Source organism: Kitasatospora sp. NPDC001539, assembly GCF_040298565.1.
Taxonomy (GTDB): domain Bacteria; phylum Actinomycetota; class Actinomycetes; order Streptomycetales; family Streptomycetaceae; genus Kitasatospora.
The window spans coordinates 1-17781 of sequence record NZ_JBEPAK010000145.1 but is presented as its reverse complement, the minus strand read 5'-3'; the positions used below and the strand labels follow the sequence as shown (position 1 = coordinate 17781).

The 17781-nt window shown below is 70.9% G+C and carries 11 protein-coding genes; 2 read left to right on the top strand and 9 right to left on the bottom strand.

Annotated features, from left to right (window positions below; all coding sequences use genetic code 11):
* Window positions 1-516 precede the first annotated feature (516 nt).
* The 9 genes from ABT247_RS21820 to eccD all read right to left on the bottom strand — a co-directional run bounded on the left by ABT247_RS21820 (window position 517) and on the right by eccD (window position 11530).
* Entirely contained in the window at window positions 517-2202 is a 1686-nt protein-coding gene (locus ABT247_RS21820; protein WP_350744612.1) for a ribonuclease J, read from the bottom strand.
* Window positions 2203-2373: 171 nt separating this feature from the next.
* Window positions 2374-3273 (bottom strand): 4-hydroxy-tetrahydrodipicolinate synthase, encoded by a 900-nt coding sequence (dapA, locus tag ABT247_RS21815; protein ID WP_350744610.1) that lies wholly within the window; start codon window positions 3271-3273, stop codon window positions 2374-2376.
* A 213-nt stretch (window positions 3274-3486) separates the two neighbouring features.
* Window positions 3487-4218, bottom strand: a complete 732-nt coding sequence (gene thyX / locus ABT247_RS21810; RefSeq protein ID WP_350744608.1) for an FAD-dependent thymidylate synthase — start codon at window positions 4216-4218, stop codon at window positions 3487-3489.
* Window positions 4215-4673, bottom strand: coding sequence for a tetratricopeptide repeat protein (locus ABT247_RS21805; protein ID WP_350744606.1), 459 nt, complete (start codon window positions 4671-4673; stop codon window positions 4215-4217). Before ABT247_RS21805 ends, thyX begins: the two co-directional genes overlap by 4 nt.
* A 7-nt stretch (window positions 4674-4680) precedes the next feature.
* Window positions 4681-5427 carry a 4-hydroxy-tetrahydrodipicolinate reductase gene (gene dapB / locus ABT247_RS21800; protein ID WP_350744604.1) on the bottom strand — a complete coding sequence of 249 codons (747 nt, stop codon included), beginning with the start codon at window positions 5425-5427 and terminating at the stop codon, window positions 4681-4683.
* Between the two features lie 12 nt (window positions 5428-5439).
* The gene (locus ABT247_RS21795) at window positions 5440-6807 is read right to left on the bottom strand and encodes a M16 family metallopeptidase (RefSeq protein WP_350744614.1); all 1368 of its coding nucleotides are present in this window, start codon (window positions 6805-6807) and stop codon (window positions 5440-5442) included.
* A 103-nt stretch (window positions 6808-6910) separates the two neighbouring features.
* Complete coding sequence (locus tag ABT247_RS21790; RefSeq protein ID WP_350744602.1) at window positions 6911-9118, bottom strand: polyribonucleotide nucleotidyltransferase; 2208 nt, start codon at window positions 9116-9118, stop codon at window positions 6911-6913.
* 455 nt (window positions 9119-9573) lie between these two features.
* Entirely contained in the window at window positions 9574-9864 is a 291-nt protein-coding gene (gene rpsO / locus ABT247_RS21785; protein ID WP_030062424.1) for a 30S ribosomal protein S15, read from the bottom strand.
* A 202-nt stretch (window positions 9865-10066) separates the two neighbouring features.
* Complete coding sequence (eccD, locus tag ABT247_RS21780) at window positions 10067-11530, bottom strand: type VII secretion integral membrane protein EccD (protein WP_350744600.1); 1464 nt, start codon at window positions 11528-11530, stop codon at window positions 10067-10069.
* 348 nt (window positions 11531-11878) lie between these two features.
* On the opposite strand from eccD, the gene eccCa reads away from it, so the two are divergent.
* Both eccCa and ABT247_RS21770 read left to right on the top strand, forming a co-directional pair.
* Entirely contained in the window at window positions 11879-15820 is a 3942-nt protein-coding gene (eccCa, locus tag ABT247_RS21775) for a type VII secretion protein EccCa (protein WP_350744598.1), read from the top strand.
* 471 nt (window positions 15821-16291) lie between these two features.
* Window positions 16292-17698 carry an APC family permease gene (locus ABT247_RS21770; protein ID WP_350744596.1) on the top strand — a complete coding sequence of 469 codons (1407 nt, stop codon included), beginning with the start codon at window positions 16292-16294 and terminating at the stop codon, window positions 17696-17698.
* Window positions 17699-17781: the final 83 nt, after the last annotated feature.

Sequence of the window (17781 nt, the reverse complement as noted above, 5' to 3'; positions counted from 1 at the left end):
CCCGCGTTGAGCGGCACGGCAACCACCGGAATAAGGCGGCCCCGCGCACTGCGTCCTCGCTAGTGTTATTTCAAAAGGAATCTCCAACCCCGATCGCAGAGGACCGAGGCCGGGGATGTCAACATATCTGGCGTTGACTTTTGGCACGCTGTTGAGTTCTCAAGGAACGGACACTTCCTTCAGGTCGCCTTCCAGCGGACCCTCCGGGCGCTTCGTTCTTTCGTGTTTCCAGCTTATCAGATGTTTTCCGCTCCGTTTTCCGGAGTTTCATTCATCCGATTGGGCTTTCGCCTTTCGGCGCTCCCGAACTCTACCAGAGTTTCTCGGTCCGTTTTCCCGGTCCTTCTCGAATTCGAATTCGAGAACTTCCTTGGGGCTCGTCCCGTGGGGCAACCCGGAGAACATTACGCACCGGGCCGCCCCACGTCAAACCAGCCGTCAACCAGCGGTCAACCAGCCATCACCCAGCCGACGGGCCGGGCCTCAGCAGGGGCCGGACGGAGGCTGAGCCGCAGGTCAGACCTCGACCACGACCGGCAGGATCATCGGCCGGCGGCGGTAGTTGTCCGCGACCCACTTGCCGACGGTGCGGCGCACCAGCTGCTGCACCTGCCGGGGCTCCAGCACCCCGTCGCTCGCCGAGCGGTCCAGTGCCTCCTGCAGCTTGGACGCCACCGGCACGAAGGCGCCGTCGTCGATGCCGGAGCCGCGGGCCTGGATGGTCGGGCCGCCGACGATCTTGCCGTTGGTGGAGTCGACCGCGACGAAGACCGAGATGAAGCCCTCCTCGCCGAGGATCCTGCGGTCCTTGAGCGAGGCCTCGGTGATGTCGCCGACCGAGGAACCGTCCACGTAGACGTAGCCGGCCTGCACCTTGCCGACGATGCGGGCGACGCCCTGCTCCAGGTCCACGCAGACGCCGTCCTCGGCGATGACCACGCGGTTGCGCGGGACGCCCGTGGCGATGCCCAGCTCCGCAGCGGCGCGCAGGTGACGCCACTCGCCGTGGACCGGCATCAGGTTGCGCGGCTTGCAGATGTTGAAGAAGTACAGCAGCTCGCCGGCCGAGGCGTGGCCGGAGACGTGCACCTTGGCGTTGCCCTTGTGCACGACCTTGGCGCCCCAGCGGGTCAGGCCGTTGATCACGCGGTAGACCGCGTTCTCGTTGCCCGGGATCAGCGAGGAGGCCAGGACGACGGTGTCGCCCTCGACGATGCGGATCTGGTGGTCGCGGTTGGCCATCCGGGACAGCGCCGCCATCGGCTCGCCCTGGGAGCCGGTGCAGATCAGCACGACCTCCTTGTCCGGGAGGTCGTCCAGCTGCTTGACGTCCACGACCATGTTGCCCGGCACCTTCAGGTAGCCGAGGTCGCGGGCGATGCCCATGTTGCGGACCATCGAGCGGCCGACGAAGGCGACCTTCCTGCCGTACTCGTGGGCGGCGTCCAGCACCTGCTGGATGCGGTGCACGTGGCTGGCGAAGGAGGCGACGATGATGCGCCGGTCGGCGTTGGCGAAAACGTTTCGCAGCGCCGCCGAGATGTCCCGCTCGTGCGGGATGAAGCCGGGGACCTCGGCGTTGGTGGAGTCCACCAGCAGCAGGTCCATGCCCTCCTCGGCCAGCTTGGCGAAGGTCGGCAGGTCGGTGAGGCGCCCGTCCAGCGGCAGCTGGTCCATCTTGAAGTCACCGGTGGCCACGACCATGCCGGCGGGGGTGCGGACGGCCACGGCGAGGGCGTCCGGGATGGAGTGGTTGACCGCGATGAACTCGCAGTCGAAGGGGCCGATGCGCTCGCGCTCGCCCTCCTTGACCTCCAGCACGTACGGCCGGATGCGGTGCTCGGCGAGCTTGGCCTCGATCAGGGCCAGGGTCAGCTTCGAGCCGATCAGCGGGATGTCCGGGTTCTCCCGCAGGAGGAACGGGACGGCGCCGATGTGGTCCTCGTGCCCGTGGGTGAGGATGATGCCGTCGACCTTGTCGAGGCGGTCCCGGATGTAGCTGAAGTCCGGGAGGATCAGGTCCACGCCGGGCTGCTCGTCCTCGGGGAAGAGGACGCCGCAGTCGACGATCAGGATGCGGCCGCCGTACTCGAAGACCGTCATGTTGCGGCCGATCTCGCCGAGGCCGCCGAGCGGAGTGATGCGGAGGGCGCCCTCCTTCAGGGCCGGGGGTGCGCCGAGCTCGGGGTGCGGGTGGCTCAAAAGACTCTCCTCACGACGCACGCCATATGTCCGGGGTCCTCCCCCTGGAGACATATGGCGTGCGTACTCAGTGTCGTTTTTCCTACTGGGTCTGTGCTCTCGCGCCTGCTGTCCGGTCCAGCGGCGGGCCCGTGAAGGTCCGGCGAGCCGGGGCGCGCACGTCTGTGTCTGTTACAGGTGTACCCCGCCGGCGGCGAGATCCTGCTTCAATCGGTCGATCTCCTCGGCCGTCGCCCCGACCAGCGGCAGCCGCAGCGGGCCGGCCGGCCGGCCCTGGAGCTCCAGCGCGGCCTTGGTGAGGATCGCGCCCTGGGTGCGGAACATACCGGTGAACACCGGCAGCAGACCCTGGTGGACGGCGGTGGCCTTGGCCACATCGCCCGCCAGGTAGGCCTCGATCATCGCCTTCAGCTCGCCGGCCACCACGTGTCCGACGACGCTGACCACGCCGACGGCTCCGACCGACAGCAGCGGCAGGTTCAGGATGTCGTCGCCGGAGTACCAGGCGAGGTCCGAGCGGGCGATCGCCCAGGCCGCGGCGCCGAGGTCGCCCTTGGCGTCCTTGTTGGCCACGATCCGCGGGTGCTCGCCGAGCCGGACCAGCGTCTCGTGGCTCAGCGCGACCCCGCTGCGCCCCGGGATGTCGTACGCCATGACCGGCAGGCCGGTGGCGTCGGCGACCTGCGTGAAGTGCCGGTACAGGCCCTCCTGCGGGGGCTTGTTGTAGTACGGGGTGACCACCAGCAGTCCGTGCGCTCCGGCGGCCTCCGCCTGCCGGGCGAGCTCGACGCTGTGACGGGTGTCGTTGGTGCCGACGCCGGCCACCACGTGGGCCCGGTCGCCGACCGCCTCCACCACGGCGCGGACGAGCTGGGCCTTCTCGGCGTCACTGGTGGTGGGGGACTCACCGGTGGTGCCGTTGACGACGAGGCCGTCGTTCCCGGAGTCGACGAGGTGCGTGGCGAGGCGCTGGGCGCCGTCGAGGTCGAGTCCACCGTCGGCGGTGAACGGGGTGACCATCGCGGTCAGCACCCGGCCGAACGGCGTCTGGGGGGTGGAGGTCGGAGCCATGCGTCCAAAGCTACTCGTAGGCGGTGGGGCGGTACCCATGCCGGTCCAGGGTTCGGACAGGTGTAGCAGGTCAGCGCAGAGGGATGGGATTCCGGTGCTGCCCGCTCGGGGGTTCGGCCAGCACCGGAATCCGTGTCACGAATGTAGGGAGCGGCTACAAAAGCCGCAATCCAGACATGCCAGATACTCTGCCCATATGCCTGTCGTCCCAGGTCAGGGGGCGACTCGGCCGTGCTTCTCGAAGGCCGCATGGGTGAGCGGCATGAGGCCGGCCCAGTGCTGCTCCATCTGCTCGGCGACCATCTCGATCTCGCGCTGCGGGAACGACGGCACCGCCGAGTTCTCCCGCTTGGTGCGCAGCGACAGGAAGTGCATCAGCGAGCGGGCGTTGCAGGTCGCGTACATCGAGGAGAACAGGCCGACCGGCAGCACCGCGCGGGCCACCTCCCGGGCCACGCCCGCCGCCAGCATCTCCTGGTAGCGCGCGTACGCCTCGCGGTACGCGGCCTCCATCGCCCCGGTGGTGGTCCCGTACTGCTCCGGCGTGCCCTCGACGAACTCGTAGCGGCCCGGACGGCCCTGCTGGACGAGCTTGCGCTCCTCGGCCGGCAGGTAGAACACCGGCTGCAGCTCGCGGTAGCGCCCGGACTCCTCGTTGTACGACCAGCCGCTGCGGTGGCGGTGGAACTCGCGGAACACGAAGATCGGGGCGCTGATGAAGAAGGTCATCGAGTTGTGCTCGAAGGGGGTGCCGTGCCGGTCCCGCATCAGGAAGTTGATCAGGCCCTTCGACTTCTCCGGGTCCTGCTGGAGCGCGTCCAGGGACTGCTCCCCCGCGGTCGAGACCCGGGCCGCCCAGATGACGTCCGAGTCGGCGGCGGCGCTGCGGACCAGCTCCACCGTCACGTCACTGCGGAAGCTGGGGGCCGTCGGTTCGTCGCTCACGCGTTACTCCTTGCGGGTTCGGTGCTGTGCAGCTTGATGGCGTGCTGCATGGTCTTGCGGGCGCGCGGGGTGTCGCCGGCGTCGGCGTAGGCCACGGCGAGCCGGAACCAGACCCGCCAGTCGCCCGGTTCGGCCTCCGCCTCGGCCCGGCGGCGGGCGAAGACCGCGTCGGCCGAGGCCCGGTCGATCCGCCCGCCGGTGGTGCGCTTCAGTTCGTCCACCGGCAGACCGCCCTCGGCCTCCAGCTCTCGGGCGAGCTGCTCGCTGGCCCGGCCGAAGCGGACGGTCTGGCGCAGGAACCAGACGCCGATCAGCGGGATGACGAAGGCGCAGAGGCCGATGCCGATGCCGAGCGGCTTGCCGGTGGCGACCAGCTGGACGCCCTCCCCCACGCAGAGCAGGGCGACCACCAGCAGCACGCCGGACAGGACGAAGAAACCGGTACGGGAGGTCATGGCGGGCTCACAGGTCCAGGAAGTGTTCGAGGCCGAAGGTCAGTCCCGGCGTCTCGACGACCTTGCGCACGCCGAGCAGGATGCCCGGCATGAAGCTGCTGTGGTGCAGCGAGTCGTGCCGGATGGTGAGCGTCTCGCCGGTGTCGCCGAACATCACCTGCTGGTGGGCGAGCAGGCCGCGCAGCCGTACGGCGTGCACCGGCACCCCGTCCACGTCGGCGCCGCGCGCGCCGGGCAGGCTGTGGGTGGTCGGGTCCTGCTGCCGGGGGCGGCCGGCCTCGGCGCGGGCGGCGGCGATCAGCTGGGCGGTGCGGGTGGCGGTGCCGCTGGGGGCGTCGGCCTTGCGGTCGTGGTGGAGTTCGACCACCTCGACGGACTCGAAGAACCGGGCGGCGATCTGCGAGAACTTCATCCCGAGGATCGCGCCGATGGAGAAGTTCGGTGCGATCAGCAGGCCGAGCTCCGGGGCGTCGTCGAGCCAGCCGCGGACGGTGGCGAGCCGTTCGTCCGTCCAGCCGGTGGTGCCGGTGACCACGTGGATGCCGTGGTGCAGGCAGTGGTCGAGGTTGCCCATCACCGAGTCGGGGTGGGTCAGCTCGACGGCGACCTGGGCGCCGGCCTCGGTCAGTTCCTCGAGCTTCGACCCGCGGCCGAGGGTGGCGACCAGTTCCAGGTCGGGGGCGGCCTCGACGGCCTTGACCGCCTCGGAGCCGATCCGTCCCTTGGCGCCGATCACGGCGACACGCAGCGTCATAGCGAATTCCTCTCAGACCAGAAGATCGGCGAGCTTGGCGGCCCGCTTGTCGCTGACCGGGCCGATCAGCGCCAGCGACGGCCGGTGCGCGCCCAGCACATCACGGGCCACCGCGTGGACGTCGTCGAGGGTCACGGCCGCGATCCGCTCCAGCATGTCGTCCACCGACAGGTGGTGGCCGTAGCTGAGCTCGGCCTTGCCGATCCGGTTCATCAGCGACCCGGTGTCCTCCATGCCGAGCACGGTGGAGCCGGAGATCTGGCCGATGGCCCGGTGCAGCTCCTCCTCGGTGATGCCCTCGGCGACCACCTTGGCCAGCTCGGCGCGGCAGATCCGCAGCACCTCCTCGACGCGCTTGGGCTGGCAGCCGGCGTAGATGCCGAACAGGCCGCTGTCCGCGTAGGAGGAGGAGTAGGAGTAGACCGAGTACGCCAGGCCGCGCTTCTCCCGGACCTCCTGGAACAGCCGGGAGCTCATCCCGCCGCCGAGGGCCGCGTTGAGCACGCCCATCGCCCAGCGGCGCTCGTCGTGCCGGGGCACCCCGGGCACGCCCAGCACCAGGTGGGCCTGCTCGGTGGAGCGGTTGAGGACCTCGACCCTGCCGGCCGTGCGGACGGCCTTGACGCCGCGGCGGGCCTCGGCGGGCGCGGCGGTGGAGCGGGCCAGCACCGGGGCGAAGGCCTGTTCGACCTGCTTGACCACCTTGCGGTGGTCGAGGTTGCCGGCCGCGGCGACGACCATCTGCTCCGGGCGGTAGCGGCGGTGGTAGAAGCCGGCGACCTGGTCCCGGGTGAGCGCCTTGATGGTCTCCTGGGTGCCGAGGATCGGGCGGCCGAGCGGGCCGCTGCCGTAGATCACCTTGGCGAACAGGTCGTGGACCACGTCACCCGGGTCGTCCTCGGCCATCGCCATCTCCTCGAGGATGACGCCGCGTTCGGCCTCGACGTCCTCGGTGCGGATCAGCGAGCCGGTGAGCATGTCGCAGACCACGTCGATGGCCAGCGGCAGGTCGGTGTCCAGGACCCGGGCGTAGTAGCAGGTGTTCTCCTTCGCGGTGAAGGCGTTCATCTCGCCGCCGACCGCGTCCAGGGCGGCCGAGATGTCCAGCGCGCTGCGCCGCTCGGTGCCCTTGAAGAGCAGGTGCTCCAGGTAGTGGGTGGCGCCGTTGAGCTGCGGGGTCTCGTCCCGCGAGCCGACGCCGACCCAGATGCCGAAGGTCGCGGAGCGCACCGTCGGCAGGGTCTCGGTGACGACCCGCAGGCCGCCGGGCAGCACGGTGCGGCGCACGGTGCCGGCGCCGTCGACGCCCTTGAGCAGGGTCCGGGTGGTGCCGGGACGCTGCTTTACCGCCGGGGCCTGGGCCACGGTGGGTACCTCCAGAGAAAACGCACGTGCGGGGCACGTACGGGCGAACGCGTGGGCAACAGGGTGCGGCCCGCACGCCGGGAGGCGTACGGGCCGCAAGGGGTCAGCTAGCGGCGCTTCACTCGGAAGCGGCCTCGCCGGCTTCCTCGCCCTCGATGACCGGGATCAGCGAGAGCTTGCCGCGCGGGTCGATCTCGGCGATCTCGACCTGCACCTTGGCGCCGACGCCGAGGACGTCCTCGACGTTCTCCACGCGCTTGCCGCCGGCCAGCTTGCGGATCTGCGAGATGTGCAGCAGGCCGTCCTTGCCCGGCATGAGCGAGACGAACGCGCCGAAGGTCGTGGTCTTGACCACGGTGCCCAGGTAGCGCTCGCCGACCTCCGGCATGGTCGGGTTGGCGATCTGGTTGATCGTGGTGCGGGCGGCCTCGGCGGCCGGGCCGTCGGCGGCACCGATGTAGATGGTGCCGTCGTCCTCGATCGTGATCTCGGCGCCGGTGTCCTCCTGGATCTGGTTGATCATCTTGCCCTTGGGGCCGATGACCTCGCCGATCTTGTCCACCGGGATCTTGATGGTGATGATACGCGGCGCGTTCGGGGACATCTCGTCCGGGGAGTCGATGGCCTCGTTCATCACGTCGAGGATGTGCAGGCGGGCGTCGCGGGCCTGCTTCAGCGCGGCGGCGAGCACCGAGGCCGGGATGCCGTTGAGCTTGGTGTCCAGCTGCAGCGCGGTGATGAAGTTGCGGGTACCGGCGACCTTGAAGTCCATGTCGCCGTACGCGTCCTCGGCGCCCAGGATGTCGGTCAGCGCGACGTAGTGGGTCTCGCCGTCGATCTCCTGGGAGATCAGGCCCATGGCGATGCCGGCGACGGCGGCCTTCAGCGGCACACCGGCGTTCAGCAGCGACATGGTCGAGGCGCAGACCGAGCCCATCGAGGTGGAGCCGTTGGAGCCGAGCGCCTCGGAGACCTGGCGGATGGCGTACGGGAACTCCTCGCGGGAGGGGAGCACCGGCAGGATGGCCCGCTCGGCCAGGGCGCCGTGGCCGATCTCGCGGCGCTTGGGCGAGCCCACGCGGCCGGTCTCGCCGACCGAGTACGGCGGGAAGTTGTAGTTGTGCATGTAGCGGCGGCGCGTCTCCGGGGAGAGCGTGTCCAGCTGCTGCTCCATGCGCAGCATGTTGAGGGTGGTGACACCCAGGATCTGGGTCTCGCCGCGCTCGAACAGGGCCGAGCCGTGGACGCGCGGGATGGCCTCGACCTCGGCGGCCAGGGTGCGGATGTCGGTGACGCCGCGGCCGTCGATGCGGATCTTGTCCTTGATGACGCGCTCGCGGACGATCTTCTTGGTCAGCGCGTTGTAGGCGGCGCTGATCTCCTTCTCGCGGCCCTCGAACTCGGGGAGCAGCTTCTCGGCCGCCACCGCCTTGACGCGGTCCAGCTCGTTGTTGCGCTCCTGCTTGCCCGGGATGGTGAGGGCCTGGGCGAGCTCGTCCTTGACGGCGGCGGTCAGCGCGGCGAGGACGTCGTCCTGGTAGTCCAGGAAGATCGGGAACTCGGCGGTCGGCTTGGCGGCCTGGGCGGCCAGCTGCGACTGCGCGGCGCACAGCACCTTGATGAACGGCTTGGCGGCCTCGAGGCCGGCGGCCACGACCTCCTCGGTCGGCGCCTCGGCGCCGGCCTCGACCAGCTTGATGGTCTTGTCGGTGGCCTCGGCCTCGACCATCATGATCGCGACGTCGCCGTCCGGCAGGACGCGACCGGCGACGACCATGTCGAAGACGGCCGACTCCAGCTCGCTGTGGGTCGGGAAGGCGACCCACTGGCCCTTGATCAGCGCGACGCGCACGCCGCCGATGGGGCCGGAGAACGGCAGGCCCGCCAGCTGGGTGGAGGCGGAGGCGGCGTTGATGGCGACCACGTCGTAGAGGTGGTCGGGGTTGAGCGCCATGACGGTGCAGACGACCTGGACCTCGTTGCGCAGGCCCTTGACGAAGGACGGGCGCAGCGGGCGGTCGATCAGGCGGCAGGTGAGGATCGCGTCCTCGGAGGGCCGGCCCTCACGACGGAAGAACGAGCCGGGGATGCGGCCCGCGGCGTACATCCGCTCCTCGACGTCCACGGTCAGCGGGAAGAAGTCGAAGTGCTCCTTCGGCTGCTTGGACGCGCTGGTGGCCGACAGCACCATGGTGTCGTCGTCCAGGTAGGCCACGGCGGAGCCGGCGGCCTGACGGGCCAGGCGGCCGGTCTCGAAGCGGATGGTACGGGTGCCGAAGGAACCGTTGTCGATCACGGCCTCGGCGTAGAACACGTTCTCTTCCACCTGGAAGATCTCCTCTTTCGTACGTCTCCGGGAGAGCGTCCCCGCGCACTGCCTCGTGGTGGCCCAGGGCCCTCCTGATCAGGGAGGGCGGCAGTCGGGCCGGTCTTCGATCGAAGCCTCCGGGGTGCCCCGCTCGCTGCGGGGGTTCCGGGGGCCACTACCGAGGACCGGCGCCTCACGGCTGCCGGGCCGGACGGGCGGTCCTGCGTCTGGACGCTCTCTCGGATGCGGGCGGCTTCCCTTTTGAAGCCTTCGTCCCGCGGGGGGTTCGGGCTGGCTGCCCGGGTGGCGCGCTGGTGCGCCATCACCCGGCATGCCCACAACCCTACGGTGCAATCCTCGGCCACCTGGGGAGGTGCGCGCGAGTTGTTATGTCCGGGCGCCGCGGCTCAACCGCCGCGGCATACGCGCGAGGGGCGGCTCCCCGGTGTGGGGAGCCGCCCCGAGCGGCGTTCTCAGCGGGCGCCGCCGGCGGCACCGCGGCGGATGCCCAGGCGGTCGACGAGCGTACGGAAGCGCTCGATGTCCTTCTTGGCCAGGTACTGCAGCAGGCGGCGGCGCTGGCCGACCAGGATCAGCAGGCCACGACGCGAGTGGTGGTCGTGCTTGTGGGTCTTGAGGTGCTCGGTCAGGTCCGAGATGCGGCGGGACAGCATGGCCACCTGGACCTCGGGGGAGCCGGTGTCGCCCTCCTTGGTGCCGAACTCAGCCATGATCTGCTTCTTGACGTCAGAGGCGAGAGCCACTGCAACTCCTTCAAGGTCTACCGAGCGTTCCTGGTCGACAACACAGGATCTTCGAGAACTCGGTCGTGACGAGCGCGGCGTGCGGTCTGCGGCCCACCGGGGGGCGGACACACGGCTGCGCTCGAAGGCCAAGCGTACCAGTGCTGCTCACCGGGCCGGCCGGCGGGCCCGGTGGGCTCCGGCGGCCGGCGGAGGGGCCCGGTCAGCCGGTGGCGCCGCGGACCAGCCGGTAGACGTTGAGCACGGCGAGCGCCAGCGGGACCAGGGACATCAGGGTGAGGCTGTCGACCATGTCCAGGATGCGTCCCCAGAACGGGGAGACGCCGAGCCTGGGCACCACCAGGGCGATCGCGGTGAGCAGTGCGGCGCCGAACGCGATGGAGGCGCCCAGCCAGACGGTGCGCAGGTCGAGCTGGGTGGCGGAGCCGGCCGCGCGCAGGAAGAACTGCGGGGTGTGCAGCGACAGTCCGACGATCAGCAGGCACAGGCCGAGGAGGCCGGCGACGGTGAGGGTGAGGACCTGCGCGGTGTAGCGGAACAGCCGGGCGCGCAGCATGGTGGCGATGCCGAGGGCGAGGGCGAGCAGTTCGGCGAAGGTCCGGTCGGTGAAGGCGAGGACGGCGCAGGCGCCGGCCACGACCGCGGCGCAGCCGCCGACCAGGCCGACCAGGACCTCGTGGCCGCGGCGGGCCTGGTGGGCGATCCGCTCGTACTGGACGGCTTCGGCGCGCTCGGCCTCCTCGTCGTAGTCGCGGCTGCGGGTGCGGGTTTGGCCGGGGGCGCTGAAGCCGACCGGCAGCCGGGCGAAGCGGGCGGAGAGGCTGGGCAGGAAGCCGATCGCGGCGACGGCGGCGACTCCGGTGACGGCGGCGATGTTCCCGGCCGGGGTGGTGGGCATCAGGACGGCGGTGAAGGTGGCGAGCGAGCCGGCGACGGCGACGAAGGCCGCGGCGACGAAGGCGGCGTCCTTCTCGGGCAGCAGCCCGGCCAGCAGGACGGAGACCACCAGGACGGCGACGCAGCCGGTGAGGAACTGGAGCCGGCCGGGGCCGTCCCCCGGGTGGGTGACGGCGAGGATGCCGCTGCCGCCGATCATGGCGTGCGGCAGGCCGCCGAGGCCGAGGGCGAGGGCGGAGTGGGCGTCCTGGTAGACCCGGGCGCGCACGCCGGCGAGGGCGGTGAGCACGACGGCGGTGACGCCGGCCAGGATGCCGGGCAGGCCGTGCATGTCGTGGCGCAGGTCGGAGAACCAGAGCGCGAAGCCGAGCATGGTGAGCAGCACGCCGGCGCCGATCAGGCCGAAGCCGCGCATGAGGTCGACGGTCCAGAAGCGGCGGTCGGCCTCGACGGCGCTGGCGATGGCGTCGGCGACGTCGTCGTAGACGGCCGGGGGGAGGGACTCGGCGAAGGGGCGCAGCGCGAGCAGGTCGCCGTCGCGGACCTGCTGGGCGGCCAGCGGGAGGCTGCTGTCGAGCACGGTGCCGTCGCGGCGGACGAGGTGGAAGCCGGTGGGGGTGCCGTCGGGCTGGCTCTGCTTGGCCAGTCGCAGCACCTCGGGGTAGACGTCGGCGAGCGGGACGTCCTCGGGCAGGGCGACGTCGATCTTGCGGTCCGGGGCGACGACGGTCACCCGGCAGTACCCGGTGGCGGCTGCGGTGGAACTCATGCCTCCACCTCGGTCCTTCGACGCACTGGCGCTCCCCCTTGTTGACGGTGCCGCGGCACGGACGCGCGCGGTGTGTGTGGCTGTGGAACCGGCCCGGCCGGGCCGCGAGTTGGCGCGGCGTTACCCTACCCGCTCGGTTCCCGTCCGGTGCTGGTGGCCGGGGGCGGGGGGCGCGGGGGCGCCCGGGGCGGGACGGTGCCGCTATGTAGGATCGGCGCCTGCGCAGGGTGGTACGGGGGCTGCGCTGTGTGGGGCGTCCTCAGCCGCGACCACCCCGTACGGTCCGTACGCAGTCGCGTGAGGGCAGGATGCCGAAGTGATCGATCGACGCCGCGGGGTGGATGACGCATGGGTGTGATCACGGTCAAGCGACCGCCGAGGGTCTACCCGCCGACCGTGCCGGACGAGCCGGTGGAGTTGGTGACGCCGCCCGAACTGCCCCGGCAGGGCGGCGAGGACTGGATGATGAGCATCCTGCCGATGCTCGGCATGGGCGGTTCGGCGGTGTTCTTCTTCTCGCCGGGAGCGGCCGCCCCGATGAAGATCATGGGCGGTCTGATGGTCGCCTCGACGGTCGGCATGGTGCTGGCCCAGATCGTGCGGGCCCGCAAGGGCGGCTCGACCGCGATGGCGGACGAGCGGCGCGACTACCTCAAGTACCTGCAGCAGACGCGCCGCCAGGTGCGCCGCACGGCGGAGCGCCAGCGCGGCGCGCTGCTGTTCCTGAACCCGGCGCCGGACCAGCTGTGGTCGATCGTGGAGGACGGCCGGCGGCTGTGGGAGCGGCGGACGGCGGACGGGGACTTCGCGCAGATCCGGGTGGGGCTGGGGCCGGTGCAGCTGTCCACTCCGCTGGTGGCGCCGCAGACGGCGCCGATGGACGAGTTGGAGCCGTTGTCGGCGGCGGCGATGCACTCCTTCCTGAAGGCGCACGGCACCTTGCAGGACCTGCCGCTGGCGGTGTCGCTGCGGGCCTTCTACCACATCACGGTATGCGGGGATCCGGACTCGGTGTACGGCAACGTGCGCGCGATGATCGCCCAGTTGACCACCCTGCACTCGCCGGACGACCTGCTGGTGGCGGTCGCGGCGGCGCCCGGTGCGGCCGAGGAGTGGGGCTGGACCAAGTGGCTGCCGCACAACCAGCACCGCAAGGAGGCGGACGGCGCGGGCTCGCGCCGCCTGTTCGCCACCGATCTGGGTGACTTGGAGTACCTGCTGCAGGACGAGCTGGCCGGCCGCCAGCGCTTCGTCCGGGACGCCGCGCCGGCGGCGGACCAGCCGCACCTGGTGGTGGTCATGGACGGCGCCGGGGTGCCGCACGACTCGTTGCTGGCGGGTCCGGAGGGCGTCCAGGGGGTGACGGTCATCGAGGTGGTCCCGGGTGAGGTGGACGAGCCGAGCGGGCACCTGATGGTGACGGTCAACTCCGAGGAGCTGGTGCTGCGTTCGGCTTCCGGTGCGACCTACACGGGCAAGCCCGACCTGCTCTCGGTGTGGCAGTCCGAGGCGTTGGCGCGGCAGCTGGCGCCGTACCGGATCTCGGCCGGCGGCGATGACGAGCCGCTGCTGTCCAACCTGGACTTCACCGACATGATGAACTCGGGGGACCCGGGCTCCTTCGACGTGAACCGCAGCTGGCGGCCGCGCCCCCAGCACGAGCGGCTGCGGGTGCCGATCGGTGTCGGCGCCAGCGGCGAGCACGTGTACCTGGACATCAAGGAGGCCGCGCTGGAGGGCATGGGCCCGCACGGCCTGTGCGTCGGCGCGACCGGTTCCGGCAAGTCGGAGCTGCTGCGCACCCTGGTGCTGGCGCTGGCGATGACGCACTCCTCGGAGACGCTGAACTTCGTGCTCGCCGACTTCAAGGGCGGTGCGACCTTCTCCGGCATGGCGGACATGCCGCACACCTCCGCGGTGATCACCAACCTGGAGGGCGAGCTCACCCTGGTCGACCGCATGCGCGACGCGATCGAGGGCGAGCTGCAGCGCCGCCAGGAGCTGCTGCACCGTTCCGGCAACTACGCCAACATCCACGAGTACGAGCGGGCCCGGGCGGCCGGTGCGGCGCTGGACCCGCTGCCCTCGCTGGTGCTGATCATCGACGAGTTCTCCGAACTGCTCACCGCCAAGCCGGACTTCATCGAGATGTTCATCCAGATCGGCCGCATCGGCCGTTCGCTGGGCGTGCACCTGCTGCTGGCCTCGCAGCGCCTGGAGGAGGGCAAGCTGCGCGGGCTGGACACCTACCTCTCCTACCGGATCGGTCTGCGCACCTTCTCGGCGGCCGAGTCCCGGGCGGCGATCGGGGTGCCGGACGCGTACCACCTGCCGCCGGTGCCGGGTGTCGGCTACCTGAAGTTCGGCGAGGACGTGATGGACCGGTTCAAGGCCGCGTACGTCTCGGGGCCCTACCGGGCGCCGGGGCAGCAGCGGTCGACGGGCGGGCGGCGGGTGAACGCCCGGCCGGTGGAGTTCACCGCGGCCTACGTGGAGCTGCCGGACCCGGTGGAGGAGGAGCTGCCGCAGGCGCCGGAGCAGGACGACGCGCTGGTGGACACCGTGCTGGACGTCTTCGTCCAGCGGATGGCCGGACAGGGCCCGGCCGCGCACCAGGTGTGGCTGCCGCCGCTGGACGAGGCGCCGAGCATCGACCACCTGCTGCCGCCGCTGCAGGTCGTCCCGGAGCGCGGGCTGACCGCGCCGGGCTACCCGGTGGGCCGGCTGCGGACGCCGATCGGCATCGTGGACAAGCCGCGCGAGCAGAAGACGGACATCCTGGAGGTCGACTACGCGGGGGCGGCCGGCCACGGGCTGATCGTGGGCGGTCCGCGCTCCGGCAAGTCGACCGTGGTGCGCACCGCGGTGGCGTCCTTCGGTGTCACCCACACCCCGCGCGAGGTGCAGTTCTACCTGCTGGACTTCGGCGCGGGCAGTTTCCAGTCGCTGACCGGCCTGCCGCACGTCGGCGGGGTGGCCGGGCGCCTGGACGTGGACAAGGTGCGCCGGATGGTCTCCGAGGTGCACGGGGTGATGAACCGGCGCGAGGAGCTGTTCCGCACGACCGGGATCGACACCATCGGGACGTACCGGGCCCGCCGGGCGGCCGGGCAGCTGCCGGACGAGGCCTTCGGCGACGTCTTCCTGGTGATCGACGGCTGGAACACCTTCAAGCAGGAGTTCGAGGCGCTGGAGCCGGTGATCGGGGACATCGCCCAGCGCGGTCTCGGGTACGGCGTCCACCTGGTGGTGACCGCGGCCCGCTACGCGGAGGTGCGCCCGGCGCTGAAGGACCTGCTGCAGAACCGCATCGAGCTGAAGCTCGGTGACGCGATGGAGTCCGAGGTGGACCGCCGGGTGGCGCAGAACGTCCCGCCGCTGGCCGGCCGGGGTGTCACCGCGGAGCGGCTGCACTTCCTGTCCGGCCTGCCGCGCCTGGACGGTTCCTCCTCGGTGGAGGACCTCCAGGACGGGGTGGCCGGGCTGGTCGGGGCGATCGACGGCGCGTGGTCCGGGCCGCGCGCCCCGCAGGTGCGCATGCTGCCGGCCGTGCTGGACGGGAACTCGCTGCCGAAGGGCTTCGAGCACCCGGAGCGCGGGGTGTCCTTCGGCGTGGACGAGGCCGAGCTGGCACCGGTGTTCGTCAACTTCGAGACCGATCCGCTGTTCATCGTGTTCGGGGACACCGAGTCGGGGAAGTCGGCGCTGCTGCGCATGCTGGTCAAGCAGATCACCGAGCGCTACACGCCGGACCAGGCGGGCATCGTGGTCGGCGACTACCGGCGCGCGCTGCTGGGCGCCGTCCCGCCGGAGCACCTGGTGGAGTACGCGGCGGCGCAGCCGGCCATGTCGGCCGTGGTCGACATGCTGCGCGGGGCGTGCGCCCGCCGCCTGCCCGGGCCGGACGTGACCGCCGAGCAGCTGCGCAACCGCAGCTGGTACAGCGGCAAGGACATGTTCGTGATCGTCGACGACTACGAGCTGGTCGCGACCAGTTCCGGCAACCCGCTGGCGCCGCTGGCCGAGTTCCTGCCGTTCGCCCGGGACATCGGCCTGCGGGTGATCGTGGCGCGCAGCGCGGGCGGTGCCGGGCGTTCGCTGTACGAGCCGGTGCTGCAGCGGATGCGGGAGCTGGGCGGCCAGGGCGTGATCCTCTCCGGCAACCGGGACGAGGGGGCGCTGCTGGGGACGGTCAGGCCGCAGGCGCTGCCGCCGGGCCGGGGCGTCTTCGTGTCCCGCCGGGTGACCAGCGGGCAGATGGTCCAGACGGGCTGGCTGCCGGTGGTGTGATCACGCCGTCCGCTACGGAGGGTGATGGAAGGGGTCGGGCTCGCGGGAGTCCGACCCCTTCCGCCGTCCCAGCTGCTGAAACGTTACCTAGATCTTTCCGGGCCGGGGCTGCGGTTCCCGTACCTCGCGGGGGAGTTACCTCTTCACGAAGAGGCGCCTGGGCCTCACCCTGTTCGACCCGATCAAAGCCTTCGAATGAAGGCGTGCAACATGCAGTTCACCTTCGATTCATCCTCGATGGGGACGAGGTAACAAGTCGGACAAACCGCACGATGACCCTACGTGATCATCGGATCGCATGTTTATACCGTTCATGGCAACGGATTCCGAAGCAGTTCCGGCGTTGACGCGATCAATACGCCCAAGGTTCCATTGCGGCCCGGGAGCGACCGGAGAAGACCCGAGCAACCAGCCAGCGGAGGCGATACCGCTCCCCACCCCCAGGACCGTTCAGAGCCGATCGGAAGCCACATGACCGACACGCTTCGCCCGCCACAGCCCGTAGCCGCCACGGCGGCCGCGGCAGCCGCGCCCCAGCAGCTCAAGCGCTCGATCGGCGTGGTGGGCGGAACCCTGCTCACGCTGTCCTGCGTCACGCCGGCCTCGACCCTCTTCGTGATCGTGCCGGAGCTGTTCTCCAGCATCGGCAGCGCCACCGCCCTGGCCATCGCCATCGGCTCGGTGCTCTGCATCGCGGTCGCGTTCTGCTACTCCGAGCTCGGCACCCTGATCCCCAGCGCCGGCGGCGAGTACGCGATGGTCGGCACCCTGGCCGGCCGCCTGGCGGGCTGGCTGGTCTTCATCCAGTCGTTGATCGTGGTGATGATCGTCCCCTCGGTCATCGCCCTCGGCACCGCCGACTACCTGGCGCCCGTCCTCCACGTCGACAAGCCGATCGCCGGCGCCGCGGTGATGCTCGCCGCCACCCTGGCCGGTCTGCTCGACCTGCGCGCCAACGCCTGGATCACCGGCATCTTCCTGGTCCTGGAGGTCATCGCCGCCGGTGTCGTGTCGGTGCTCGGCTTCTCCCACACCAACTCCGCCCACCCCAGCCTGCTGCACGGCGTGGTCGCCGGGGACGGCGGCGCGGTCAGCCCGGTCGGCATCGGCGCCATCATCGGCGCGCTCGGCATCGCCCTGTTCGCCACCCAGGGCTTCTCCACCGCCGTCTACCTCTCCGAGGAGCTGGAGAACCCCCGCCGCACCGTCTCCCGCACCGTGCTGTGGACGCTCGGCCTCTCCAGCGCGATCATCCTGATCCCGGTCGCCGCCATCACCATGGGCGCCCCCGACCTGCAGACCCTGGCCTCCGGCGACATCTCCGGCATGGTCACCGCCTGGAGCAACTCCGCGGTCGGCACCTTCATCAGCCTGTGCATCGCGCTGGCCATCATCAACGCCGGCATCGTGATGGTCATCCAGAACTCCCGGGTGCTGTTCGCCTCCGCCCGTGACAAGGCCTGGCCCGAGCCGGTCAACAAGGCCTTCAGCACCCTCGGCCGCTTCGGCTCCCCGTGGATCGCCACCCTCGCGGTCGGCCTGCCCGGAGCCGCGCTCTGCTTCGTCAAGGGCGAGCTGCTGAGCAACATCACCGGCGTCGCCGTCACCGCGATGTACCTGCTGGTCGCGGTCGCCTCGCTGCTCTCCCGCCGCGGCCACCACAAGCACGCCGCCGCCTGGCGGATGCCGCTGTGGCCGGTCGTCCCGGTGGTGCTGATCGTCGTGCTGGTCTACATCATGACCCAGCTGGACGCCGAGCCCCTGCTGTGGACCGGTGGCATCACGGCCGCCGCCACCCTCTACTGGCTGCTCTACCTGCGCCCCCGGCAGGCCACCCGCTGGGTGATCAGCCTCCCCGAGGACCAGCAGGAGGGCTGACCCCCGGCCTCCTCCCCCGGCCCTCAGGGCCCCCTGGCCCCCACCCCTCCCCCACACGGCAGTGCCCCGGGCTCCCCCTCTCC